This is a genomic window from Streptomyces sp. 11-1-2, from assembly GCF_003595545.1.
GTDB classification, from domain to species: Bacteria; Actinomycetota; Actinomycetes; order Streptomycetales; family Streptomycetaceae; genus Streptomyces; species Streptomyces hygroscopicus_B.
Genome location: NZ_CP022545.1, coordinates 261,345 through 284,069, shown reverse-complemented (window position 1 = coordinate 284,069; position 22,725 = coordinate 261,345). Strand labels below are relative to the sequence as shown.

The 22,725-nt window shown below is 69.0% G+C and carries 24 protein-coding genes and 5 pseudogenes; 19 read left to right on the top strand and 10 right to left on the bottom strand.

Annotated elements, in window-relative coordinates:
* Window positions 1–24: 24 nt before the first annotated feature.
* Window positions 25–918 (top strand): LysR family transcriptional regulator, encoded by an 894-nt coding sequence (locus CGL27_RS01390; RefSeq protein ID WP_078638092.1) that lies wholly within the window; start codon window positions 25–27, stop codon window positions 916–918.
* Window positions 919–1,135: 217 nt separating this feature from the next.
* On the opposite strand, the pseudogene CGL27_RS01385 reads toward CGL27_RS01390, so the two are convergent.
* A pseudogene (locus CGL27_RS01385) lies at window positions 1,136–1,345 on the bottom strand (ISAs1 family transposase); the annotation flags it as partial.
* 252 nt (window positions 1,346–1,597) lie between these two features.
* Window positions 1,598–2,188 (bottom strand): TetR/AcrR family transcriptional regulator, encoded by a 591-nt coding sequence (locus tag CGL27_RS01380; protein ID WP_119983868.1) that lies wholly within the window; start codon window positions 2,186–2,188, stop codon window positions 1,598–1,600.
* Between the two features lie 522 nt (window positions 2,189–2,710).
* On the opposite strand from CGL27_RS01380, the gene CGL27_RS51380 reads away from it, so the two are divergent.
* The gene (locus CGL27_RS51380; RefSeq protein ID WP_240450306.1) at window positions 2,711–3,112 is read left to right on the top strand and encodes a hypothetical protein; all 402 of its coding nucleotides are present in this window, start codon (window positions 2,711–2,713) and stop codon (window positions 3,110–3,112) included.
* Window positions 3,105–4,067 carry an alpha/beta hydrolase gene (locus tag CGL27_RS01370; protein WP_119983866.1) on the top strand — a complete coding sequence of 321 codons (963 nt, stop codon included), beginning with the start codon at window positions 3,105–3,107 and terminating at the stop codon, window positions 4,065–4,067. The genes CGL27_RS51380 and CGL27_RS01370 overlap by 8 nt, the downstream gene beginning before the upstream one ends.
* On the opposite strand, the gene CGL27_RS53410 is transcribed toward CGL27_RS01370, so the two are convergent.
* The 3 genes and pseudogenes from CGL27_RS53410 to CGL27_RS01360 form a co-directional block, all read right to left on the bottom strand.
* Window positions 4,037–4,372 carry a discoidin domain-containing protein gene (locus tag CGL27_RS53410; protein WP_346345722.1) on the bottom strand — a complete coding sequence of 112 codons (336 nt, stop codon included), beginning with the start codon at window positions 4,370–4,372 and terminating at the stop codon, window positions 4,037–4,039. The genes CGL27_RS01370 and CGL27_RS53410 overlap by 31 nt on opposite strands.
* Window positions 4,373–4,681, bottom strand: a pseudogene (locus tag CGL27_RS53405) (fibronectin type III domain-containing protein); the annotation flags it as partial. It abuts the gene before it with no gap.
* A 43-nt stretch (window positions 4,682–4,724) separates the two neighbouring features.
* Entirely contained in the window at window positions 4,725–5,489 is a 765-nt protein-coding gene (locus CGL27_RS01360) for a hypothetical protein (RefSeq protein ID WP_205587590.1), read from the bottom strand.
* Here CGL27_RS01360 and CGL27_RS01355 point away from each other — a divergent pair.
* The 5 genes and pseudogenes from CGL27_RS01355 to CGL27_RS01335 all read left to right on the top strand — a co-directional run bounded on the left by CGL27_RS01355 (window position 5,477) and on the right by CGL27_RS01335 (window position 9,539).
* Entirely contained in the window at window positions 5,477–5,821 is a 345-nt protein-coding gene (locus CGL27_RS01355) for a LysR substrate-binding domain-containing protein (RefSeq protein WP_119983864.1), read from the top strand. The genes CGL27_RS01360 and CGL27_RS01355 overlap by 13 nt on opposite strands.
* A 74-nt stretch (window positions 5,822–5,895) precedes the next feature.
* Window positions 5,896–6,993, top strand: a pseudogene (locus tag CGL27_RS01350) (mandelate racemase/muconate lactonizing enzyme family protein); the annotation flags it as partial.
* Window positions 6,994–7,254: 261 nt separating this feature from the next.
* Window positions 7,255–7,499, top strand: a pseudogene (locus tag CGL27_RS01345) (transposase); the annotation flags it as partial.
* A 350-nt stretch (window positions 7,500–7,849) separates the two neighbouring features.
* Complete coding sequence (locus CGL27_RS01340; protein ID WP_119983862.1) at window positions 7,850–8,548, top strand: alpha/beta hydrolase; 699 nt, start codon at window positions 7,850–7,852, stop codon at window positions 8,546–8,548.
* 136 nt (window positions 8,549–8,684) lie between these two features.
* Entirely contained in the window at window positions 8,685–9,539 is an 855-nt protein-coding gene (locus CGL27_RS01335; RefSeq protein WP_119983860.1) for an alpha/beta hydrolase, read from the top strand.
* 81 nt (window positions 9,540–9,620) lie between these two features.
* Here the strand turns inward: CGL27_RS01335 and CGL27_RS01330 are convergent, their stop codons facing one another.
* The 3 genes from CGL27_RS01330 to CGL27_RS01320 all read right to left on the bottom strand — a co-directional run bounded on the left by CGL27_RS01330 (window position 9,621) and on the right by CGL27_RS01320 (window position 12,031).
* Window positions 9,621–10,007, bottom strand: a complete 387-nt coding sequence (locus CGL27_RS01330) for an acetate--CoA ligase family protein (RefSeq protein WP_119983858.1) — start codon at window positions 10,005–10,007, stop codon at window positions 9,621–9,623.
* 633 nt (window positions 10,008–10,640) lie between these two features.
* Window positions 10,641–11,609: an alpha/beta hydrolase gene (locus CGL27_RS01325; protein ID WP_078638085.1), complete on the bottom strand. Its 969-nt coding sequence runs from the start codon at window positions 11,607–11,609 to the stop codon at window positions 10,641–10,643.
* Between the two features lie 104 nt (window positions 11,610–11,713).
* The gene (locus CGL27_RS01320) at window positions 11,714–12,031 is read right to left on the bottom strand and encodes an antibiotic biosynthesis monooxygenase (RefSeq protein WP_119994192.1); all 318 of its coding nucleotides are present in this window, start codon (window positions 12,029–12,031) and stop codon (window positions 11,714–11,716) included.
* A gap of 143 nt (window positions 12,032–12,174) precedes the next feature.
* Between CGL27_RS01320 and CGL27_RS01315 the strand changes: the two genes are divergently transcribed.
* The 7 genes from CGL27_RS01315 (at window position 12,175) to CGL27_RS53020 (ending at window position 18,693) form a co-directional block, all read left to right on the top strand.
* A complete protein-coding gene (locus tag CGL27_RS01315; RefSeq protein ID WP_119983855.1) occupies window positions 12,175–13,080 on the top strand; it encodes an AraC family transcriptional regulator in 906 nt (301 codons plus the stop codon).
* 159 nt (window positions 13,081–13,239) lie between these two features.
* Window positions 13,240–13,989 carry an SDR family oxidoreductase gene (locus CGL27_RS01310; RefSeq protein ID WP_119983854.1) on the top strand — a complete coding sequence of 250 codons (750 nt, stop codon included), beginning with the start codon at window positions 13,240–13,242 and terminating at the stop codon, window positions 13,987–13,989.
* Between the two features lie 104 nt (window positions 13,990–14,093).
* Complete coding sequence (locus CGL27_RS01305) at window positions 14,094–14,549, top strand: SDR family NAD(P)-dependent oxidoreductase (RefSeq protein WP_119983852.1); 456 nt, start codon at window positions 14,094–14,096, stop codon at window positions 14,547–14,549.
* Between the two features lie 1,014 nt (window positions 14,550–15,563).
* Window positions 15,564–16,439 carry a phosphotransferase gene (locus CGL27_RS01295; RefSeq protein WP_119994191.1) on the top strand — a complete coding sequence of 292 codons (876 nt, stop codon included), beginning with the start codon at window positions 15,564–15,566 and terminating at the stop codon, window positions 16,437–16,439.
* 279 nt (window positions 16,440–16,718) lie between these two features.
* Window positions 16,719–17,633, top strand: a complete 915-nt coding sequence (locus tag CGL27_RS51375; RefSeq protein WP_240450304.1) for a hypothetical protein — start codon at window positions 16,719–16,721, stop codon at window positions 17,631–17,633.
* Window positions 17,634–17,953: 320 nt separating this feature from the next.
* Window positions 17,954–18,505, top strand: coding sequence for a Tn3 family transposase (locus CGL27_RS01275; protein WP_162952836.1), 552 nt, complete (start codon window positions 17,954–17,956; stop codon window positions 18,503–18,505).
* 62 nt (window positions 18,506–18,567) lie between these two features.
* On the top strand, window positions 18,568–18,693 hold the full coding sequence (locus tag CGL27_RS53020) for a hypothetical protein (protein WP_257789961.1): 126 nt from the start codon (window positions 18,568–18,570) through the stop codon (window positions 18,691–18,693).
* 20 nt (window positions 18,694–18,713) lie between these two features.
* Here the strand turns inward: CGL27_RS53020 and CGL27_RS51370 are convergent, their stop codons facing one another.
* Both CGL27_RS51370 and CGL27_RS51365 read right to left on the bottom strand, forming a co-directional pair.
* Complete coding sequence (locus CGL27_RS51370) at window positions 18,714–19,277, bottom strand: monooxygenase (RefSeq protein ID WP_240450303.1); 564 nt, start codon at window positions 19,275–19,277, stop codon at window positions 18,714–18,716.
* A gap of 12 nt (window positions 19,278–19,289) precedes the next feature.
* On the bottom strand, window positions 19,290–19,856 hold the full coding sequence (locus CGL27_RS51365) for an FAD-dependent monooxygenase (protein ID WP_240450302.1): 567 nt from the start codon (window positions 19,854–19,856) through the stop codon (window positions 19,290–19,292).
* A 170-nt stretch (window positions 19,857–20,026) separates the two neighbouring features.
* Here CGL27_RS51365 and CGL27_RS01265 point away from each other — a divergent pair, with 170 nt between their 5' ends.
* The 4 genes and pseudogenes from CGL27_RS01265 (at window position 20,027) to CGL27_RS01255 (ending at window position 22,700) form a co-directional block, all read left to right on the top strand.
* Window positions 20,027–20,362: a winged helix-turn-helix domain-containing protein gene (locus CGL27_RS01265; RefSeq protein WP_078638080.1), complete on the top strand. Its 336-nt coding sequence runs from the start codon at window positions 20,027–20,029 to the stop codon at window positions 20,360–20,362.
* Window positions 20,363–20,668: 306 nt separating this feature from the next.
* Window positions 20,669–21,160, top strand: a pseudogene (locus CGL27_RS01260) (transposase family protein); the annotation flags it as partial.
* 80 nt (window positions 21,161–21,240) lie between these two features.
* Window positions 21,241–21,687, top strand: coding sequence for a hypothetical protein (locus CGL27_RS53400; protein ID WP_346345718.1), 447 nt, complete (start codon window positions 21,241–21,243; stop codon window positions 21,685–21,687).
* A complete protein-coding gene (locus CGL27_RS01255; protein ID WP_346345721.1) occupies window positions 21,684–22,700 on the top strand; it encodes an IS3 family transposase in 1,017 nt (338 codons plus the stop codon). Before CGL27_RS53400 ends, CGL27_RS01255 begins: the two co-directional genes overlap by 4 nt.
* Window positions 22,701–22,725: the final 25 nt, after the last annotated feature.

The following is a 22,725-nucleotide window of genomic DNA, read 5'->3' as shown; positions in this document are numbered from 1 at the left end:
GCATCCGTGGTATGCGTATACCGCATGGACATCTCCAGCGCGGGACTGCGGGTCCTGCGGCAGATCGCCGAGTCCGGCAGCTTCACCGCGGCAGCCGCCCGACTCGGCTACACGCAGTCGGCCGTCTCACGCCAGGCCGCCGCCCTCGAACGCAGCGTGGGCACCACCCTGTTCGAACGCCGCCCGGACGGGGTACGGCTCACCCCCTCCGGCTTGACCGTGCTGCGGCACGCCCACACGGTCCTGGCCTCCCTCGCAGCGGCCGAGCGTGAGCTCACCGGCACCGTCCCGCGGACCGAACTGGTGCGGCTCGGGGTGTTCCTGAGCGCGGGCGCGGTGATCCTGCCCGCCGCACTCGCACACCTCGCGGCGGCCGGCCCGCAGATCACGGTCACCACCAGCGAGGGCACCACGCCCACTCTGATCCGGGCGCTGCGCGCGGGCTCGCTCGACCTCGCCGTGCTGACGTCCCGCCCACCCCACCGGCCCTTCGACGGCGACTCGCCGCGCCTGCACGTCGAGACCGTCGCGGACACCGAACTGGTCGTGGCGGTGCCGTCGACCGGAGAGTTCGCCGGACGCACCACGGTGCACGTCGACGAGCTGGTCGACGCCGCGTGGATCGCCACCCCGTCATCGAGCTCCGAGCCGCTGCTCGGCGTCTGGCCCGGCCTGCCCGGACGGCCGCGCATCATCCACTCCGCGCGCGACTGGCTGACGAAGCTCCAGCTGGTCGCCGGCGGCTTCGGTGTGACGACGGTGCCGTCCCGGCTCTCCCCGGTGCTGCCGCCCGGGGTAAGCCTGCTGCGCGTCGACGGCGCACCCCCCGAGGCCCGCCGGGTGCTCGTGGCGCGTCTCCCCGGCCACCCCGCCCCGGCCATCACGGCCGTCACCCGAGCGATCACTTCGACCGCCTGAACCGCCGCCAAGGCCGCGCACGATCACGTGTGCCAAGCTGCTCTGATCCCGCGCCTCCAGGCCGTGCCGCCGGTGCGGGGCAAGCGCGGCCGGCCCGGGGCCGCCCGGACATGATCCTTGCTGACCGCGGCTACGAACACGACAAGTACCCCCGTCTGGTCCGGGGCTCGGCGTGAAGCCGCTGATCGCCCGCCGCGGCACCGAACACGGCTCCGGACTCGGGGATCTCATTCGTCGTCGCACCGATCTCACGCCAGACCAGAGTGATGCCGTCGCCGTAGCGGACCGCGGAGAGCAGGAAAACCCGGCTCCCGTCAGGGCGCCATGCACCGCGCAGGCACTTGCCGTCCACCGCGATCGCCTGGCACCTGCGATGGACCGGATCGGCCCGGGCGGCAGCCTGGTGGGCCCGGCGCTGTTCACGCTCCTGATGGGGCGCGGGCGAACCGGAGCAGCGATGGGGGATGGGTGGCGGAACGAACACGGCCACCTTCGCGGATCTTGAAGGGTAGAGAACTCCATGATCCACAGGGGCCGTGTTCGCCTGCTTCCAGGGCCCACCACCGACGTCGACCAACAAGCTGGGACGAGCCGGGCAAACACCGGCGCCCTGACGCGCACCCTGACGCACGGCGGTTCTGCTCAGGCAGACGGCGAAGTCCGCTTCGCCGGACAAATCTCAGTCGCTCGCGCCGAGAGTCTGCGCAAGTGCGTCGAGGGTCACCTCGACGATGGCGCGCAGCTGCTCCGTGCTCGTTCCGGCTCTGCTCATGACGGCGAGGGACTGGTTCACGGCCGCAAGGTGGGTCGCGAAGGACTCGGCCGCCTCGTCGTGCAGCCGCCCGGCCTTCAGCGCGGCGCGTAGCCGGGTGTGCTGGAAGCCGATCGCCTCCCGTGCGCGCGCCGCGACGCTCGCGCTCAGCACTGGGGTCGCCATGACAGTTTGGGCCACCAGGCATCCGTCGGGCAGACCCGGGTCCGCGATGCGCTCCAGGGTGATGTCGAAGAACGCCCGCGCGGCTTCCAGGGGCCGGTCGGCGGCGCAGGACAACGCGGCGTCGTACTTGTCCCCGTAGCGCGTGGTGTAGCGCTCCAGGCAGCGCATGAAGAGCGTGTCCTTGTCGCCGAGGGAGGAGTAGATGGAGCTGCGGTTGAGCCCCGTCGCCCGGGACAGGTCGTCCACCGACGTGTCCGCGTAGCCGGCCCGCCAGAACTGGATCATCGCGGCATCGAGCGCCGTGGCGATGTCGAACTGCTTCTTGCCTGCCATGCCGGCACCTCCCTCCTGCTCTGCCTTCTTAGTGGAGACCATCATCTCATCTTGAACTAATCAGTTCAAGATGGGTTAGGGTGAAGGCATGATCGTGGCCGGATACCCCGCGAACCTCACAGCGCAGCGACACGCGCACCGCGTGCTCGCGGTCGGCGCCATCGCGTTCGTCTGCACCGTTGTCATGGCGGGCGGAACACTGACGATCCCGCTGTACGTGCCGTGGGCCTCGCAATTCGGCAACGTCGGCGATCGCGGAACTCGTGCGCGGGCGCAGGACGGCAGCCGTGCTGAGCACCGCGGCCAACATCGGCGGCCCAAGTCTCGGCGTCGTCGCCGCGGGTGTCCTGGCACAATGCGTCACGGCACCGACTCACACCGTGTTCTGGTGCTATCCGGCGACGTGGGCCGTCGTCGGCGTCTCCTGGCTGGTCATCCCGGAGACCGCAGACGAGACCGCAGACCGAACGGCGTGGGTTCTTCTCCTCGCTGGCTCCTGCGTTCCTGCGCGACGACCTGGGCGTGTCGAACTTCGCCGTCATCGGCGTGGGCGTCGGCGCGCTGTGGACCCGCTCCGGGCCGCTTTTCATCGTCGGCACCGTCTTCGCCGGCGCGGCGGTCGGAACGCTGTTCCGACACGGTCTGAGCGTTACCGACGCACTGTGCGATCCCGGCAATCGAGCCGAGCTCAATGCAACCTACTTCTTGTTCCTCCACTCCGGGCTCGTCGTCCCGGTCCTACTGCTCGGTTTCGCCGATCAGGCCGTCGGGACACGGGTCTCCAGCACCATGCTCGCCGCTCTCGTCGTGTCCACCGCGCTCGTGGGCCTGGCCCTCGGCCGACGCACCGAATCAACCAGCACACCTGACACCTTCAGCAGACCGTCAACACACCTCACACCAGTGGAGGAGAACCATGAATGACCCCGCAAGCACCCCCCGCGACTCCGGCAACCCGGTCCGCGACCTGCCGCTGCCCGACCTGGCCGGTTTCACCCACCGTTGGGTCGACGCGGGCGGCGTCCGGCTTCACGCGGTTGAAGGCGGTCGGCCGGACGGTCCAGCCATCGTGCTGCTCGCCGGGTTCCCTCAGACCTGGTGGGCATGGCGCAAGGTGATGCCGAACCTGGCCGACCGATTCCAAGTCATCGCGATCGACCTGCCGGGCCAGGGTCACTCCGAACGCCCGGACATCAGCTACGACACGCACACGGCCGCTGGGCACGTCCACGCCGCGGTCAAGGCGCTCGGAGTCTCGACATACTGGCTGGTCGCCCACGACATCGGCGCGTGGGTCGCCTTTTCCCTCGCATTGAAGTACCAGAGCCAGCTGCGTGGCCTGGCACTGCTCGACGCCGGCATCCCGGGCATCACACTCCCTGACGCCATCCCGACCGACCCCGAGCAGGCGTGGAAGACCTGGCACTTCGCCTTCCACCTCGTGCCCGACCTGCCCGAGACACTGCTCGCCGGCCGCGAACGGGAGTACGTCGGCTGGTTCCTGAAGGTCAAGACCCTCTCCTCCGACACCTTCGACGACGCCGAAATCGAGCAATACGCCGCGTCCGTGGCCGCCGGCGGCGGTCTCCGTGCGTCCCTGGCCTACTACCGGGACGCCGCCGAGTCGGCGCAGAAGAACCACGAAGCGCTGGAACAACAGCGCCTGACGGTCCCGATTCTTGGGATCTCCAGCAGCCACGGCTCCATCCCCGACATGGCAGCTTCCATCAGGCCGTGGGCCGACCACGCCACCGGGATCGTCGTGCCGGACGCAGGACACTTCATCCCCGATGAACAGCCCGATGCCGTCGCTGCCGCGCTGACCGACTTCATCACCGTACCGCCCTCTCAGAAGCCGCCATACACCTGGAGCTCGTAGATGCTGCCGCCGTTCCAGCTGGAATCGGTGACGGTCAGCCGCACGAAGCGGCCGGCGACCGGATCGTCGGTGTGGGCGTAGTCGGTCGTCGTCGTGGTGTTCGCTGTGGTGTGGTCCACAAGTGTCTTCCAGCGGACCTCGTCGGGTGACACCTCGATGCGGTACTTGTAGCCGCTGCTCTTCCCGAAGGTGGTGATCGCACCGTTCACGTCGTACGAAGCGCCGAGGTCGACCTGGATCCAGGACGGGTCGGGCAGGCCCGCGCCCTGCGCCCAGCGGGTGGAGAGATCCCCGTCCACCGCCATCTAAGGCGCGTAGTCCTTGGCGTACGACGACGAGGCGGTGACCGGCTTCTTCAGCGCGAGGTCGGAGCCGGAAGGCATGGTGACCTTCAGCACCTGGCTGGGCTCGGACTCGTTGCCGGCGGCGTCACGGGCGGTGATCCGGAAGGTGTACGTCTTCCCGGCGGTCAGGCCGGGCAACCGGACCGAGGTCTTTCCGGTGGCGCTGATCAGCGTGCCGTCGCGGTAGACGGAGTAGCCCGTCACACCGGTGTCGTCGGTGGACGCGGACCAGGTGAGGTCTGCGACGGTCGGGAAGTCGGTGACCGCGGTCGGGGGGTGAGGACGCGCCCGCCACCCGGCCCGGGGGCGAACCTCACTGCTGCGACAGGGTGATCAGCCGGGACCCATGAGGGGAAACCGCCTTCGCGGTCCAGGAGTTGTCGGACTTGCCGATGTCCCGTTGCCTCACCAGGTCGCGGACCTTGCGCTTGCCGTTGATGCCGAGCTGGTCCCAGGTCACCGTGATGTCGGCGGACGCGTCGCCGAGGTTGTAGACGGCGACGGCGAGCCGGCCGCCGGGCAGGCGCTTCTTCCACACCTGGAGCGGTCCGTCGGAGACCTGAGTGGGGATGACTCCTGCCCGGTCGATGGCGATCACCTCACGGTTGGTGAGGATCGAGGTGGCCTTGGCGTCGAGCTCGGAGATGTCGCCGCCGGCGTACAGCGGGGACGAGGCCATGGGCCAGAACGTCATGACGCTCTGGCGTTCGGTGTCGTTGATGCCGTCTTGGATGCCGTCTTGGATGCCGTCGCCGGTGTTGTTGGAAATCGGCATGGAGTCGAGGTCCGGCCAGTAGTTCGGCTCGACGACGTCGAGCCATTTCGGCAGGTCCTCCCACCTGTTGTCGACCGACGCCTGCCAGGTGGTGAGCGTGTCGCAGTAGCACTCGACGTCGGTGTCGACACGGACGCTGTTCGCCCATGGGCGCAGGCCCTCGCCCGCCTCCCGGGGGACGGGCCAGGCGCTGGCGGTCAGCCACATCGTGCGGCTGCTGCGGTCGATCGCCTTCGACCATGCCTTGACGTCCGCGACGTTGTCGGTCGTGAGGCCGTCGATCTTGATGAATCGGAAACCCACTGCTCGACTCCTACCTCGGCTACGAAGCCGAGGCCGCGCTGCACGCCAGCTACGTGGAGGTGCCGATGGGGCAGGTGTCGCAACAGCCCACCACGCTCGCCGCCATGGTCCGAGCCGGGCTCGGTGTCGGCGTCGTCAACCTGCTCGCCGCGTCGATGGTCCGGCAGGACGGACTCGAACACCGTCCGATCCGCGACCTGCACCGCTACCGCGACGTCGGTATCTGGTGGCACAGCGCACGGCCCCTGCCCCGCGTGTCCAAGACGTTCATCGATCTGGTCGTGGCGGCGCCACCACCGGCGGGCACGACGCCGGTCCCGCCGAGCGCGTAACCGGACATCCCTCGGATCGCGGATGACCGCCATCCGCGATCCACTATTGCCCGGGGAGGAGGGTGCTGGCTGCAATGAACTCGCCGCCGGACCGCGGCAAGGCGCCTGTGACCACGGCCGTTCTCGGCATCCCCCGAGATACCCGACGTACGAAGCTCCAGGACGCGGCTCGGTTTCCGCCACGTAGCGAAGGAGAAGAACACCCCATGCCCGATGATGCTCCGCAGGCGATCGGCGTGCTGTCGCGCGGTCTCAGCGACCTGATCCACGGCGACGAAGGCGCCGACATCGTCTCGGTGGAGACGTACGCGCTCGCCGTGCCACTGGCCCGACCCATCGCGGACGCCACCGTGGCCATGGATCACTGGACGGTGCCTGTCGTCGAGATCCGCACCCGTGACGGCCGGGTCGGCACCGGTATCTCCGGTGTTCACGCCGGTCCGGAGCTCCTGTGTTCCATCATCGACGACTACTACGCCCCCACCCTGCTCGGCGCCTCCTCCGAGGACATCCTCGGCACCTGGAACCGCCTGTACTGGCTGCCCACCCACTGGATAGGCCGCGCCGGCCCCGTGCACATGGCGCTCGGCATGGTCGACATCGCGCTCTGGGACCTCGCAGCGCAGCGCGCCGACGTTCCGCTGTGGCGGCTCCTGGGCGGCGCTGCCGACCCCATCGAGGCGTACAACACTGACGCCGGTTGGCTCAACGCCCCCGTCGACGAACTCATTCGCGGGCTGACCGGCCTCCTCGACCAGGGCTGGCGCCGGGTGAAGGTCAAGGTCGGCATGCCGGACTGGCGAGAAGACGTCGCCCGGGTCCGGGCCGTGCGCTCGGCACTCGGCGACGACGTGACCCTGATGTGCGACGCCAACCAGCGGTGGGACCTGTCGACCGCGAACCGGATCATGCCCGTCCTCGAAGAGGCCCGCATGGACTGGGTCGAGGAACCGCTGCACGCCGACGACCTCAACGGCCATGTCACCGTGCAGCGGTCGACGAGCCTGGACATCGCCGCTGGTGAAAGCATCTACAGCTACCAGCAGTTCAACAGTTTCATCGCCCACGACGCCATCCGTGTCGTCCAGCCCGACGCCACCCGGCTCGGTGGTGTGACCGAATGGCTGCAGGTGACCAGACTCGCCGCCGCGCGCGGCCTGCGCGTCGCACCGCACGCCGGCGACATGATGCAGCTCCACCAGCACCTCGTCGGCGTCGGCCTGTCGGCCGCCCCGCCGCTGGTCGAGTTCATCCCGTGGACCCAGGACGCCTACGCCGACGCAGCGTCGTCCGCGAGGGATACCTCCAGCGCCCGCAAGCCCCCGGCGCCTCCACCACCATCGACCCCAGGGCCCGCCACGACTGGCAGCTCCGCGGCGTCGGCGCCCTGCGCGCCCGATAGCCATCTCGGCTGCCCGCGGCGGACCTTCCGCCTGCTGCGTGTGCCGTTGCCCCCAGCCCGGGTACCGCGGGTCCCGGGCGTGGACAACTTCGCCCTGCGCCGGCGCCACCGCTGCGCCACGGTCCTGATCGACGCCGAGACCGACGAGCGGATCGAGGTGCTCCCCGATCGCAGCACCGACACCTCGAGACGTGGCTGCGCAAGCACCCCGGGGTAGAGGTTGTATGCAGGCACGGATCCGGCTCTTACGGCGAGGCGATACGCCGGGCCCTGCCCGGCCAGGTCCCGCGGCTCCGCGAGTGTGTGGGGCGGCCCCATGCGCGCCCGCTCCAGCCAGGCCAAGAGGCCCCGCCGTCTTCGAGCCAGTTGATCTGCGTGTCGACCGGTGTGGCGATCGAGTTAAGGAAGTCAAGGCAGAGCGTGTCGGCGAGGAGCGGAGCCGGAGCGTGTTGGACCATCCTGCCAGTCCCTTCTGGCGCATGTCGTTGCGGGCAAAGAGGACAATCACCCCCTTGAGGCTCCTTGCCAAGTTACTGATCCTTCGTAACGTCGCCACGGGCGTCAGGGCGGTTACTCGGCCGGTGCCCGCCCGCTGCCCGAGCCGGAGTAGTCCGGAAGGAGCGGGGATGTCCGAGAGCAAGGCCAGGGCCGTGCTGGCGCATGGCGCCTGGGCCGACGGGTCGAGCTGGAACGAGGTGATCGCCGGACTGCGATCCGAAGGCGTGAAGGCCGTCGCCGCACCGCTGCCACTGACCTCGCTCGCCGCCGACGTCTCGGCGCTCGACCGGGCGCTGGAGCGGATCGACGGGCCGGTCGTGGTGGTGGGGCACGCCTATGCCGGGGCGGTCATCGCGTCGACGGGCGACGAGAACGTTGCGTCGCTGGTGTATGTCACCGCGCTCGCCCCCGACGAGGGCGAGACGGTGGCCGACGTCTTCAACCGAACCGAGCCGCATCCGCAGGCCCCCCGACTCGGCCCCGACCCCCACGAGCTGATCTGGCTACCGGAGGACGCCTTCGCCAGGGCGTTCGCGCAGCACGCCTCGCCCGAGGAGCAGGCACTGCTGGCCGCCACCCAGCGGCCGCTCGCGGCGGGATGCATCGGGACCCCGGTGGGGCGTCCGGCGTGGAAGGACCTGCCGAGCTGGTTCCTGGTGGCCGAGGAGGACCGCATGATCCCCGCGGAGAACCAGCGGTTCATGGCCGAGCGTATGAAGGCGCGGGTGCGCACGGCTCCCGTCGACCACCTGCCGATGCTCACGCGGCCGTCCGTGGTCGTCGACATCGTGCTGGAAGCGGTGCGGGAGAGCGACCGGCACGGCTAGGGCCGGCGGCCATCTCCGGCGCAGATGGATAACCCTACTGACTCCATCAAGACAGTTACGTACGAGTGTGAACTCCGGACGTGGCGCGCGGCCGACCCGCCGTTGGCCGTGTCCCGGAAAAGGAGAGGTGCTTGTCATGGTTGACATCGCATACCGCACGGCGGACGTCGATGGTCTCAAGGTGTTCTACCGGGAGGCCGGAGCACCTGACGCACCGACGCTGGTCCTGCTGCACGGGTTCCCGTCCGCGAGCCACATGTTCCGGGAGCTGATCCCGCTGCTCGCCGACCGGTTCCACGTCGTCGCTCCCGACCTGCCGGGCTTCGGCATGTCGGACATGCCCGCGCGAGGCGACTTCGACTACACCTTCGAGCACATCACCGACGTGATCGACCGGCTGACGGAAGTCCTGGGCCTGGATCGCTTTGCCCTGTACGTGTTCGACTACGGCGCCCCGGTCGGGTTCCGGATCGCCACCCGGCACCCCGAGCGGATCAGCGCGATCATCTCGCAGAACGGCAACGCGTACGAGGAGGGGCTGAGCGAGGGCTGGAATCCCGTCCAGGCGTACTGGAAGGAGCCGTCGGCGGCCAACCGGGAAGCGATCCGGAAACTCGTGCAGCCGCAGACAACGGTCTGGCAGTACACGCACGGTGTTCCCGACGAGACGCGGGTCAGTCCGGACGGCTACGGGCTGGACAACTCCTACCTCACGCGCAGTGGAGCGGACGAGATCCAGCTCGACCTGTTCCTCGACTACGCGACCAATGTCGCGCTGTACCCGAGGTTCCAGGAGTACTTCCGGACCAGCAGGCCGCGACTGCTCGCGGTGTGGGGCAAGAACGATCCGTTCTTCCTGCCGGCCGGGGCCGAAGCCTTCAAACGCGACATCCCCGACGCCGAAGTCCGCTTCCTCGACACCGGTCACTTCGCCCTGGAGACCCATGTCGACGAGATCGCCACCGCGATCCGCAAGTTCCTCGCCCCGTAGGCGTCGCGGCAGGTTTCGCCGACGGTCCTGATCGGACTGACAACACGTTTTCAGCGCAGGAGAGGTTGATGCCCAACTGCGTCAATGCAGGACGGAACCGCTGTCGCCGGTGCTGAGTACGCCGTGAGCGTCCAGCGCTGTCGCCCCGTGGGGATGGACGAGCAGCGGATTGACTTCGAGTGCGGTGAGTTCCCCGTGTTCGGCCGCCGCCTGCACCGCCGCCTGGACCGCCTGTGCCGCGGCGTCCAGATTCACAGCGGGGACGCCGCGCCGGCCCGTCAGCAGTGGTGCGTGACGGAGACGGAGCAGCCTTTTCGCATGGCCGTGGGTGAGAGGTGCCAGTGCCACCGCGGTTTCGGCGGCGAGCTCGGCGGTGACGCCTCCGGTGCCCACCATCACGATGGGACCGAAAGACGGGTCCCGGCGCACTCCGACGATGAGTTCGTGGGAGTGCGGGGCGCGGACCATCGCTTCTACCGCGTAGGACGCGGAGTCCTGGGTGGAGCGGCTTTGGTGCGGTTGCCGGACGGGCTGCCGTCGCGCGGATGTTGCGATATGCCTGCCGCATGTGGGCGGGGGTGGGGTGCTGGGGGTCGGAGGGCCTCTCCCCGGGGTGGCGCAGGTCTTCGGCGAGCGGGCGGGCGAGGCGGAGGTGGGTGTGGGCGGTGGTGATGAGCCAGGTCCACAGGTCGGCGGTGTCCGCGTGGCGGACCTTCGGAGCGGTCCGGTCGAAGGTCTGTTTCATGAGTCTGAAGGTGTGCTCAAGATCGAATCTGTGGAGGAAGGACTGCCACCAGCGGTCTACGTTCGCTGGTGTGGCGGCGGTGGCCGAGTACCGTGGTCAGACGGGCTTGGGGGAGCGGTTGCCGGGCAGCCGCCCGGCTTCGAGCCGTAGCAATGTGCCCTGCGGGACGGGCAGTTCCGGCTGTGCTCGGACCGGGTGATGCTCCGCGGCCCCGGGCCTCGCCCGCTGCGGCATCTCGAAGCGTGGAGAACGGCCGCGTCATGTGCCGCCTGTTCCCAGGGATCTCAGCAGGTCGAGTGACCCGCGACGTCAAGCGCCGAGCTCATGCACACTGCATCATCGGGCTTTCGGTGGCGTTATGCGGCGGGGTTTGTGGGCAGGGTTCGGGTGAGCCAGTTGGTGCGGGTTCGGCGGGCTGTGGTCGAGATGTGTGCCTTCGGGTACAGGGCGTCGAATCCGTGGAAGCCGCCTGCCCAGACGTGGAGTTCGGCCTGGCCGCCGGCTGCCCAGATGCGGGTGGCGTAGTCGGTGTCCTCGTCGCGGAAGACTTCGGCGGAGCCGGTGTCGATGTAGGTGGTCGGCAGGCCCGCGAGGTCGTCGGCCAGGGCGGGTGAGACGTATGCGGGTACCTCGTCGTCGGTGAGGTCGCCGAGGAGGCAGCGCCATCCGAATCCGTTCATCTCGCGGGTCCAGACGCCGGGCCGGTTCGAGTACTGGAGGCTGGAGGTGGTGGTGTTGCGGTGGTCGAGCATGGGGCCGATCAGGACTTGGGCGGCGATCGTCGGGGTGCCGAGGTCGCGGGCCAGCAGGGTGACGCCGGCGGCGAGGCCGCCGCCCGCGCTGGCGCCTGCGACGATGATCCGGGCGGGGTCGATGCCCAGTTCGGCGGCGTGGCCGGCGATCCAGAGCAGTCCCTGGTAGCAGTCGTCGACCGGGATGATACCGGTGGCCTCGGGCGCGAGCCGGTAGTCGACGGAGACCACGACGGCGCCGAGCTCGTCGAGCCACTCCAGCGGGATGTCGATCTGTGAGAAGCGGTCGCCCATGACCATCCCGCCGCCGTGTATCCAGTAGACGCAGGGTGCGGCGGTGGTGGGGCCGGTGTTGGCGGGGCTGTAGACGGACAAGGGGATCGGGGTGCCGTCCGGACTCGGAACGGTGATCTCGCGCCGGTCGATAGCGCGGCCCTCGAGGAGGGGTTCGACGGGCATCGAGGAGAAGGGGCGTACCTGCGCCAGCACTTCCGGGCTGAGCTGGGACATCAGCGGCATGTCGGCCAGGAGTTCCTGCAGTTCGGGGTCGAGGGCGGGGCGTGCTGTGGTCATGGTCGTTGCCTTTCGTGGGTGGTGGCGGGACGGTCGGGCGAGGAGGGGGGCCGCCTCGGCGGACACCGAGGCGGCAGGGGGTGGGGTGTGGGGTGTTCGGCGGGTCAGAAGGCGGCTTTGCCGCGGACCGGGACGTAGTCGGTGTACTCGGAGTCCTTGGCGAGCAGCGGGTCGATCTGCGCCACGATGGCCTGGGCGGTCTGGCCGGCGAAGATGCGGTGGTGGTCCTCCTCGCTGGTCCAGCCTTCGGTGACGTGGACGACGTCGGGGTCGGACGCGGAGCGGGAGACGAGGTAGACGAGGCAGTGTTCGCTCGCGCCGGGGCTGCCCTCGTCCAGTCCGGTCAGCAGCAGGTCGACGAGCTGGTCGCCCATTCCGGGCCTGGCGGTCAGGGCGGCGTTGAAGCCGTAGTTGGCGATCATGGATTCCGTCTCTTCGGTGATGGAGTGCGGTGATTCCATTCAACCGGGTTGACCTGCGGAAACGTTAGACCGATTCTCGTTCGTACTTGCACGATCCTCGCGACTATGGGAACTATGGCGCGGGATGGTGCTGCAATGGACGCATGTACCTCGAAGAACTCCGCACCCTGCTGGCCCGCCATGCGCGGCCCGACTGGACCACCGCCGTCGACGGCGTCCTCATCTCGAAGGTCGACCGCCCTGATCCGCCGGCGCCCTCGATGTCCGGCACGCTCCTGGCGGTCATCGCGCAGGGCGCCAAACGCCTCGCCCTGGGGGAGAGGGTGTTCGAGTACGGGCCCGGGCAGTACCTGGTCGCATCCGTCGATCTGCCGGTCACAGGGCAGTTCACCCAGGCCGACCCCAAGCAGCCGGCGCTGGGGTTCGGTCTCGTCCTGGAACCGTCCGCCGTTGCCGAGCTGTTGCTCGAGGCCGGGCCCGGAGACACCCCCCGCAGCAGCGGGGGCGCGCCGTCGGGGATCGCCGTCAGTGACGCTCCGGCCGCGCTGCTGGACGCGGTGGTCCGGCTGCTGCGCCTGCTCGACGAGCCCCGCGACCGGGCCGTACTGGCCCCGCTGGTCAAGCGCGAGATCCTGTGGCGTCTGATCACCGGCGAGCAGGGTGGGACGGTTCGCCAGCTCGGCCTGGCCGACAGCAGCCTCAGCCACGTCTCGCGGGCCGTGCGCTGGATCCGCGAGCACTACGCGCAGCCCTTCCGGGTCGAGGACGTGGCGCGGCAGTCCGGCATGGGCGTCTCCGCCTTCTACCGCAACTTCCGAGCCGTGACCGCGATGAGCCCCATCCAGTTCCAGAAGCAGATCCGGCTCCAGGAGGCCCGGCTGCTGCTCGCCACCCACCCCGGAGATGTCACCGGAGTCGGCCACCGCGTCGGCTACGACAACCCGTCGCAGTTCAGCCGGGAGTACCGCCGCCAGTTCGGCGCCCCCCCTGGCCAGGACGCCGCCCGCCTGCGTCAGGCCGTGCGTGCGCCGACAGGTGTCCTGCCCTGAACCGGGTGGGCCGCGCAGGAGGATCGTGCAAGGAGCAGCGAGGATAGTTCTACTATCTCCGCAGGTCAAAGCGATTCAATGGGATCACCGGTTCTCCCGTGGAGCAGGGAAATGCCTGATCCGCCCGTATGGATCCCACCACATCGCAAGGGGCACAATATGAAGACGGTTCTGATCACTGGTACCTCATCCGGGTACGGGCGGGAGACCGCCCTCTACTTCCACTCGCAGGGGTGGAACGTCATCGCCACGATGCGGACGCCGCGTCCGGGCGTCCTTCCTGAGTCGGACCGGCTCCGCGTCGTCGAGCTCGACGTGACCAGGCCCGAGAGCATCACCGCCGTGTTCGAGGCCGAGGGCCCCGTCGATGTGCTGGTCAACAACGCGGGGGTGCCCTCGATCAGCGTGTTCGAGGGCACCCCCATGGCCCGGGTGCGGGAAGTTTTCGAGACCAACACGTTCGGCGTGATGGCGATGACGCAGGCGGTGCTGCCCCAGTTCCGCGAGCGTGGCTCCGGCGTGGTGGTCAACGTGACCTCCAGCGTGGTGCTGGGGCACATGCCGCTCTCGGCCGTCTACAAGGCGAGCAAGATGGCCATCGAGGGGTTCACCGCATCCCTCGCGCTCGAAGTCGCGCCGTTCGGTGTGCGGGCGAAGACGGTCGAGCCGGGCGCCTGCCTGACGACGAACTTCGCAGCCAGGGCAACGAACGGCGGGTCGCTGGACGCGCTCGTCCCGGCGCCCTACGCAGCGTTCGCGAAGCAGGCCATGGATGACTTCACGAGCCAGGACGTGTTCACCAAGGAGAGCGACGTTGCCGAGACGGTGTGGCGAGCCGTGCACGACATGACCGGCCAGCTGCGATTCCCGGCCGGTCCCGACGCGGTCTGGCTCGCCCAGGCGAAGTGACCAACCCAGCAGGCATGATGACGCCGCACTGATGCCACGAGCCGGCCACGTACACGGGCAAGTGGCCGGCTCGCCGTCCAGCGCCCACCCCGACGAACGGGAACCTGACCAACGACGAGAAGGCGAGCACGGCCCCGATCGAGGAGGTGCGGGCCGTCTGGGAGGTGAACGTCTTCGGTCCTCTGGCGGTGTACCAGGCCATGCTGCCGCTGCTTCGCAAGTCGTCGGATGCGCGCATCGTGAACGTCACGAGCGCACTGGGCTCGCTGACGACCATTGCCGACCCGGCCTTCGCGTATCACTCGGCCTTCGAGCCGGTCTACGCCGCATCGAAGACGGCGCTCAACGCCGTGACGCTGTCCATGATGATCGAGCTGGAAGCGACCGACACCAAGGTCAACCTCGTCTCGCCGGGGTTCGCGAACACCGCACTGGTCAACTTCGAGGGGACGGAGTCGGTCGAGGACGCCGCTCGCGAGGTAGTGCGCGTCGCCTGCCTCGGGCCGAACGGGCCGACCGGCCCCTTCACCCTCTGGGAGGGCGTGGACGTCCCGTGGTGACTGACTCCAACTCGAGCTGATCCGAAAGAGGCGCTGCGTCAACGGCGTGCGACGCCCACGCCCTTGTGATCGCCCGGACTTGACGGCGGTCACTGAACCGTGGTTTCGGATCACTTTCAGCGCCGGAGCCACAGAGGGTCACCACAAGCGCGATCATGAACGGCCGTGGGTGATCTGCTCCTCCGGGAACTGTGGTTCCACCAGGCGAAGCCGTGGTGACCGAAGGCGTCGTAGCCGGTGACGGGTTGGTGGTCGTACGGGCCGGCGCGTCAGCTGAGCGGGCGGCGTGTCCTGCCTGCGGAACTTGGTCGACCCGGGTGCACAGCCGGTACGTACGCCGACTCCCCGACACCGCGATCGGCGGGCGTCCGGTCGTGCCCGGCGTCGTGTCGGGGCCGGACCTATCCGGTGATGTACGCCGTGGCCGTCGGCTGCCGACTGCCGTGAGTACCCGAGTCGTCACGCACCCCAGACCCGTGACCTGCGGCTTCATGATGCACACCACCGAGTGGGGGCGGTGTCGGCACCGAAGCCTGGGCTGCTGGGGTGTGCATGCGCTGTTGGTGTATGCCTGGTCTGCTGGGGTGTGCCTGGGCGTGGGTGAGGACTTTCGGGACGTACCAGTCGGCGTGGTTGTAGGCGTAGATGGTGTCGGGGAGGTTGTGGCCGTCGCGGGCGCCGGAGTCGCTCGGGTATGGGTCGGCGGTGTAGATGGCGTCGTGCGTGTTGTACGGCGAGGGGGAGTGGCTCTCCGTCTTTCGGTGGCGGATGCTGGGCGATGACGCTCTGGAATATGGGCGGCAGGAACTGCATGGGGCCGCGGGGCGCCTCTGGAGGTTGATGCACGAGAATGCTGGTCAAGGGCGCGTGGCGGGCTGAGGAACGTTGGGCATGTGGGGCCTGGGCGGCCAGGTGGAGCAGGTGCGGATCACGGCCTGGCGCGTCGCGTGACGTCGCTTGTGTCGATATGTGTGTGCGTGGCGGCAGTTCGGGGTGCAGGCTGGCGGGGTGAATATTGAAGAGGTCGGCGCGCGGTTGGTGGGTCGGTTCGGCCCCGGGGCCGAGGGTTGGCTCGCTGGGGTTCCGGACCTCGCTGCGCGGCTGGCCGCGCGGTGGGGTTTCGTGCTCGGTGAGCTGTTCGGGAGTGGAGCCTCCTCTGTCGTCTTGCGCTGTCAGTGGCCTGACGGAACGCCGGCGGTTCTCAAACTCAGCCCGGATCGGGCACTGTTGGCCAGGCAGGTGGAGATGCTGCGCGTGTTCGCGCCGTCGGGTCGGGTGCCGGCCGTATTGTCTGCCGACGCTCAGGCCGGGGCGATGGTGTTGGAGGAGGTCCTGCCCGGCACCGGGGCCGAGGAGATGCCCCAGACGTCATTGCCGCAGCAGTGGGGAGAGTTGCTTGCCGCACTGCACGCCGTGGCCCCACCCGCGCACTGGCCACTGGATCTGCGCGGTCGGTGTGACGAGGCCTTCGTCCGGATCGGCCGGCGGCTGTCCGAGCCGGCCATCGGCGCACGGGTTGACCAGGCCGCGTGGCAGCGGGCGATACGGCGCTGTGAGACGTTGCTGGACAGTCAGGACAGGCTCGTGTTGCTGCACGGCGATCTGCACCTCGGCAACGTCCTGGACGGCGGCCCGTCGCGCGGTCTGGTCGCGATCGACCCCAAGGCATGCACAGGCGACCCGTGCTTCGACGCCGTCGACTACGTGGTGGCCGGCGCCGGACAGGAGGGTGTCGAGGCCCGTTGCCGGCGGGTGGCGACCGCGTGCGGGCTCGATGGGGACCGGTTGTATGCCTGGAGCCGGGTGATCGCACCAATGGCAGCCATCGCGCACCTCACCTATGACGGTCCGGAGCCGGTGGTCGACGAACTACTCGCCCTGTCTCGCTGATCCCATGCGAATATCAGTTCATGCCGGTCAGAGTGGCCTCGGCGCTCGTCAGCCACGTGTCGTGCAACCCGGCCGGGGTGTTCCGGATACCCGGCTTCGGCGCAGGGCTCAGATGTCCCGCGCCGGCCGAAGTCGGGCGCGTCGGTCATGAGACCGCCACCGATGCAGAGCCCGAGGTGGTGGACGTTGGCTGGGGTGCCGCAGAAGACCAGATCTCCCGGGAGAAGAGGTTGTCCTGCCAGGACGAGGGGACCGGCGTCGTACAAGGCGCTGGCCGCGGTGCGGGCCCCGGCCGAGCACGGCTTCGCCCATCTGGAGAACTGGCGCATCCTCCGCAAGGTCGCCACGGACCCGGGGCGGACGGCCGCGCTGGTGCGGGCCCTGCTGGTGCTGACGAACCGGGAAGTCGCCCGCCTGGCGACGATGTTCTGCAAGCGGGTGGCCACGAAGATCAAGAAGGCCAAGGACGAGTTGGAGGAGATCCGGCTCGCCGAACGGGAGATCGTTGAGGCCCTTATCGGGAACTACCGCACCGTTCTCAAGAACATCGACGCCGACGGCCCCGCCCAGGAGGCGCTTGGGAAGGCCGCGGCCATGACCGCCGAGGTCCGCCACGCCCTTCAGGGCCTGGACGACGAGGCGTCGGTGGACGAGGTCGCCCAGCGGCTGGACGGCGAGGTCTCCGCGGCGGTCCTCGCGATGGCCAGGGCTCTGGTGGTGCAGGCCGGGGGCCCGGGCCGGGTCACCAACGCGGTGGAGGGCTTCGGCGGGTTCGCCAAGCAGTACGAGCAGATCGAGAAGGTCTCCGCCCACCACGGCAACTTCTGGGAGGTGCTGTACGGGCAGATCGGCCGGGACCGCGCGGTCATGTTCGACCTGGCCGAGAAGCTGGAGTTCACCGAAACGTCCGAGGACCGGCGGGTACTGGACGCGCTCGCGTACGCCCAGCGGCACCGACACGCCCGCGGCGAGTACATCACCGCCTTCGACGAGGAGGGCAAGGCGGTGGACATCTCCTTCGCCGCGCAGAACTGGCGCAAGGCCGTGGTCGACAAGACCCGCTCGGGACAGTTCGTGCGCAAGCACTTCGAGGCGATGGTCTTCACCGCGCTCGCCGAGGAACTGCGCACCGGCGACGTCGCGGTCGTCGGCTCGGAGGAGTACGCGGACTGGTCCAAGCAGCTGCTGGACTGAAAGGTCGTCAAGGAGAAGCGGGTCTCCTACCTGGTCGAGGTCGGCCTGTACGAGGAGGGCGAGACCACCGCGTTCGATGCGGTCTCTTTCCGCCGGCAGCTTGAGGACAAGCTCGCCGCGGCCGCTGCGGCGGCGGATGCTGGGTACCCGGACAACGACGGCCTGGTCATCGACTCCGAGACCGGCGTCCCGTCGCTGAAGCCGCACCGCTCGGAGGGCCAGCGCCCCTCGGCGAAGCGCCTGGAGCAGGAGATCAAGGCCAGGATGCCGGAGCGCTCGCTGATGGGGATCGTGGTTCGGACCGCGTACTGGGTGGATTGGTGGCAGCGCTTCGGCCCGGCGTCCGGCAACGAGCCGAAGCTGGACGATCCTTCGGCCGCTACGTCATCACCACCTTCGTCAAGGGCACCAACATGGGCCCGTACGAGGCCGCTCGCCACATCCCCGGCGTGAGCGGGCACGAGCTGTCGTACACGGCGAACCGGCACTTCTCGATCGTGCTGTTGAACGAGGCGATCGCCGATCTGGTCAACGCGTACGCCCGCCTGGACATCTCCCAGGCGTGGGGCGACGGCACCGCGGTGGCCGCCGACGGTACCCACATGGACACCTGCCTCGACAACCTGCTCGCCGAGACCTCGGTGCGGTACGGCAAGCCGGGCGGGATCGCCTACCATCACATCTCCGACACCTACATCGCGTTGTTCACGCACTTCATCCCGTGCGGGGTGTGGGAGGCCGTCCACATCATCGAGGGCCTGCTCAAGAACACCTCCGAGGTGAAGCCGACCACCGTGCACGCGGAATCCAGCCCGAGGCGTACGACCCGAAGCTCGACGTCGACTTCACTCAGCTCCGCGACCAGGACCTGACCGCCGTCGGCCTCGGCCAAGCTGCCTGACCCGGGCCGCGAGCGGGTCGGCAACATGAGGCCATGGACGAGGCGAGGGGAAATCACCGGCCCGCATCGGCGATGACCTACCACGCCGAGCCGGGCTCGTCGGACATGGCGGCGCCGACCCGGCTGAGAGCTACCGCGGAGCTGCGCACCGACCGGTGACCGGTCAGTGCGGACCCGGTCTACCGGTTCGCGGCTTCGCGAGAGGTGATCCGGCTCATGCGGCCGACCGCGCGGCCCACCGCGTTGCGCACCGCGAGGCCCGGCCGGGTGCGGGGCACCATGAGCCTGGAGAGCAGACCGACGCGTCGCTGCCGCGGGCCTACCTCACGGCGGAGTCGCGACTCGTAGGCGGCGAAGGCGCGAGCGTGATCACCGGGATGGGCGGCGAGCTCTTCTGCGAGGGCGTACGCGCCCGCCATCGCCATGCTGGACCCGTCGCCCAGCAGGGCTGTCGCCGCCGCCGCGTCCCCGAGCAGTACGACCCGTCCGCGGGACCACGAGGGCATCCGGACGGTGGTCAGGGGGTCGAAGAACGGAGCCGGGTGGTCGAGGAACGCCGCCACGAGTTCCGGTGCCCGCCACCGCACGTCGGCGTAGGCGTCGGCCACGGTCTGCTTGTGAAGGGCGATGTTCTTGCGGTCGTGGGGCGCCGGCTGTGCGGCCCGGAAGGTGAAGATCGCGAGCGGGGTGGTCCGCGAGGGGTGGACGACCAGCATCCGGTTCGGCACGGTCAGCATCGTCATCTCGCTCGGGTCCTAGATGGCGTCGGGTTCCAGCGGGACGGTCGCGCCGTACAGGCCCAGGTCGCTCACGAACTGCCGCTCGGGTCCGAATACCAGGCGCCGTACGGTGGAGTGCATCCCGTCGGCACCGACGACCAAGTCGAAGCGCCGTGGCGCGGACCGCCGGAAGGTGACGTCGACCCCACCTCCGTCCTGGTTGAGAGCGGTGACCGTGTCGTCGAACAAGAACTCGGCCGCGGTCTGCGCCGACCGGTGGAGCACCTCGGACAGGTCGGCTCGGGTCACTTCGACCGTCGGCGCCTCGTCCGAGGTGAGCGGGAGTTGCAGGATTCGCCTGCCGCCGGGGTTGAGCAGGGTCAGCGACCGATTGCGGGTGGCGAGCCCGCGGAGCTGCGGGAGGATGCCCATGCGCTGGGCGACCGGGATGGCGGGCCCTTTCACGACGATCGCGCTACCACCGGAGCGCAGCTGCCGGGCATGTTCGATGACCGTCGGCCGGTATCCATTCCGGGAGAGCCAGTACGCGAGTGCGGGCCCTGCGATTCCGGCACCGACTATCAGCACTTCGGGCTTCTTCATGACGATGACCTCTCGGAGTGTCGATGACCAGGTCCCCGGCGAGTGCCGGGCCGGGTCTCAGGGAGCGGCGGCACGGGGCAGCACAACCGGACCAAGGTACGAACGATTTCGTACCTCAGTGGAGCACATCCTTCAGGTACGATTCAAGTCGTACCTGAAGGGGGTGCCACGTGGCCGGGAGGAACCGGATGGGCCCGGAGGCCGATGCGCTCGATCTGGGTGCGGTGTTTCGCGCCCTCGCCGACGAGCACCGTCGTTCGGTGATGACGGAGTTGGCCGCCGACCTCAGCGACAGCGAGCGGGGCTGCAACTCGTTCGATCTTCCGATCTCGAAGCAGACCCAGACCCACCACTTCCGGGTCCTGCGCGAGGCAGGTCTCATTGACGAGATCGACTACGGCAACCGCAAGGGCATCCGACTACGACGCGCGGACATCGAGAAGAGGTTCCCCGGGCTGCTCGCGCTCCTGGGAACAGAGCCCCCGGGCGGTACCGCCCCTCGCTGAGTACACCGGAGGGGAGTCCGAGTCGGCCCTGAGCCGCGAGCTCGACTGGATCCAGCTTGCGCCCGGCTCGCAGGTAGCCGAGCACGACGCGGGCACGAAGGGGATCGGTGTCGCTTCGACCACCGTCCCGCGCTCGTGATCGGCGCCGAGCACTTCCGCGCGCGCTCCCTCACGCCAACACCCACTGAGGTTTCCTCACCTGCGTGCGGAGCGGTGCCACTGGGGTGAGGGCGGGGTCCGGGCGTGGAGAAGCTCCTGGTAGACGGGTGGGTGTCGAGTCCAAGCCGTTCTGCCAGGAGCTTCCGCGTGCTTGTCTACCCAGCCGGGGCCGATCTGTCCGCCTCCGCTCTGCGCTTCCTCGCCCGTGAGTTGACCGCACGTCGTCTTGCACAAGGGGCGCGATGGCGCCGGCTGGCCGCCGGACGGCAGGCGCTGCTCGTGCTGGCTCATCTACGATGCGGCCATACCTACGCCCAGCTCGCCGCCGGGTTCGGTGTGGGCACCACCACCGCCTACCGGTACATCGCCGAGGCCGTCGACGTCCTGGCCGCTCTGGCTCCAACCCTCGCCGAGGCGGTGAGGACAGCCTCCGGCAAGGCGTTCGTGATCTTGGACGGCACGCTGCTGCCGATCGACCGGATCGCCGCCGACCGACCCTTCTACTCCGGGAAACGGGCGTCGCCCGCGCTGCCGGGATCCGTCCACGACATCAAGGCCGCGCGAACCCACGGCATCATCGGTGCCCTGGCAGGGGCTGGGGTGGAATGCTGGGCCGACAAGGGCTACCGGGGCGCCGGCCCTCCCTGTCAGACTCTCGTGAGACATGAGGACAATCGAGTCTTCTGTTGTTAGTAGGGCGAGAACAGGATCTTTCGAGCGTGACGCTGAGCAATGCCGATCTCCTGGCCGGTGTGGCCGATGATGAGGTCGTGGGCAAGAAGAAGCGCGGTCCCCGCGCGGGCGGGCCGAAGCGGCGGACCTTCACCGCGGAGTACAAGCTGCGGATCGTGGAGGAGTACGAGCGGCTGACCGAGCCGGGCGCGAAGGGCGCGCTTCTGCGCCGTGAGGGGTTGTACCACTCGCACATCATCGACTGGAGGACCGCCCGGGACGCGGGCGCACTGGATGCGCTGGCCGCCAGGCCGTCCGGACCGACGGGCAAGAGCGCGGCCGAGAAGGAAGCCGAGCGGCTGCGGGGGGAGAACGAGAAGCTGGCCGCAGAGCTGGCCAAGTCCCAGAAGGCGCTGGCCATCCTGGGAAAAGCACACGAGCTCTTGGAACTGCTCTCCGAGAGCGAGGACTCCGAGCCCAAGCGGAGGAAGTGATCACCGAGGCGTTCGCCGCCCTGGAGTCGGTCGTCGGGATCAAGCCGGCCTGCGAGCTGACCGGCCGCTCGCGGGCCACCGTCTACCGGCAGCGCCACCCCAAGCCCCGCGTGGCCGGGCCGCGCCGGCCGCCGGCAACGCACCCGGCGGCCCTGTCCGAGCTGGAACAGGCACGGGTACTGAGCGTGCTGCGCTCGCAGCGGTTCGTGGACAAGTCCCCCGCGCAGATCTGGGCCACCCTGCTGGACGAGGGCACCTACCTGTGCTCGGTGTCCACGATGTACCGGCTGCTGCGTGAGCACGGTGAGGTCCGCGAGCGCCGCGCGCAGGCCGCCCACCCGCCCAGGACCAAGCCCGAGCTGGTGGCCACCGGCCCGAGCCAGGTGTGGACCTGGGACGCCACCAAGCTCAAGGGCCCCGACCGCGGGATGTACTACGACCTGTTCGTGATGCTCGACATCTACTCCCGCAAAGCGGTCCACTGGCTCGTCGTGCCGCGCGAATCGGCCGCACTGGCCAAGGAGTTCATCGAAGACGCCTTCCGCGCCAACGGCGGGGTCGTCCCGGACGTGGTCCACGCCGACCGGGGCACCTCGATGACCTCCAAGCCAGTCGCCCAGCTGCTCGTCGATCTGAACATCGTCCGCTCGCACTCACGGCCACGCGTGTCCAATGACAATCCGTACTCGGAAGCAAACTTCAAGACCCTGAAGTACTGCCCGGTCTTCCCCGACCGGTTCGGCTCACTGGCCGACGCCCGCGCCTTCTGCCAGCGGTTTTTCACCTACTACAACACCGTCCACTGGCACTCCGGCATCGGACTGCACACCCCCGCATCCGTCCACGACGGCACCGCAGTCACGATCCGAGCCCGGCGGGCCGACGTCCTGGCCGACGCCTACGCCACCAACCCGCACCGGTTCCGCCGAAGACCGACGCCACCCCGCCTCCCGAAGGCGGCCTGGATCAACCAACCCGCCAAGGAGAAGCATCAGGAAGAACCCGCAGCCTGACGTGTCTCACCGAAATTGACAGGCA

Bases quoted from the DNA above. Each gene is read 5' to 3' on its own strand.
- CGL27_RS53020 (WP_257789961.1), top strand. From the start codon at position 18,568: ATGGACGAGGCGAGGGGAAATCACCGGCCCGCATCGGCGATGACCTAC.
- CGL27_RS01330 (WP_119983858.1), bottom strand. From the start codon at position 10,007: ATGGTCCGCGCCCCGCACTCCCACGAACTCATCGTCGGAGTGCGCCGG.
- CGL27_RS01370 (WP_119983866.1), top strand. From the start codon at position 3,105: ATGAATGACCCCGCAAGCACCCCCCGCGACTCCGGCAACCCGGTCCGC.
- CGL27_RS01335 (WP_119983860.1), top strand. From the start codon at position 8,685: ATGGTTGACATCGCATACCGCACGGCGGACGTCGATGGTCTCAAGGTG.
- CGL27_RS01340 (WP_119983862.1), top strand. From the start codon at position 7,850: ATGTCCGAGAGCAAGGCCAGGGCCGTGCTGGCGCATGGCGCCTGGGCC.
- CGL27_RS01320 (WP_119994192.1), bottom strand. From the start codon at position 12,031: ATGATCGCCAACTACGGCTTCAACGCCGCCCTGACCGCCAGGCCCGGA.
- CGL27_RS01310 (WP_119983854.1), top strand. From the start codon at position 13,240: ATGAAGACGGTTCTGATCACTGGTACCTCATCCGGGTACGGGCGGGAG.
- CGL27_RS51365 (WP_240450302.1), bottom strand. From the start codon at position 19,856: ATGAAGAAGCCCGAAGTGCTGATAGTCGGTGCCGGAATCGCAGGGCCC.
- CGL27_RS01390 (WP_078638092.1), top strand. From the start codon at position 25: ATGGACATCTCCAGCGCGGGACTGCGGGTCCTGCGGCAGATCGCCGAG.
- CGL27_RS01325 (WP_078638085.1), bottom strand. From the start codon at position 11,609: ATGACCACAGCACGCCCCGCCCTCGACCCCGAACTGCAGGAACTCCTG.
- CGL27_RS01380 (WP_119983868.1), bottom strand. From the start codon at position 2,188: ATGGCAGGCAAGAAGCAGTTCGACATCGCCACGGCGCTCGATGCCGCG.
- CGL27_RS51370 (WP_240450303.1), bottom strand. From the start codon at position 19,277: ATGACGATGCTGACCGTGCCGAACCGGATGCTGGTCGTCCACCCCTCG.
- CGL27_RS01315 (WP_119983855.1), top strand. From the start codon at position 12,175: ATGTACCTCGAAGAACTCCGCACCCTGCTGGCCCGCCATGCGCGGCCC.
- CGL27_RS53410 (WP_346345722.1), bottom strand. From the start codon at position 4,372: ATGGCGGTGGACGGGGATCTCTCCACCCGCTGGGCGCAGGGCGCGGGC.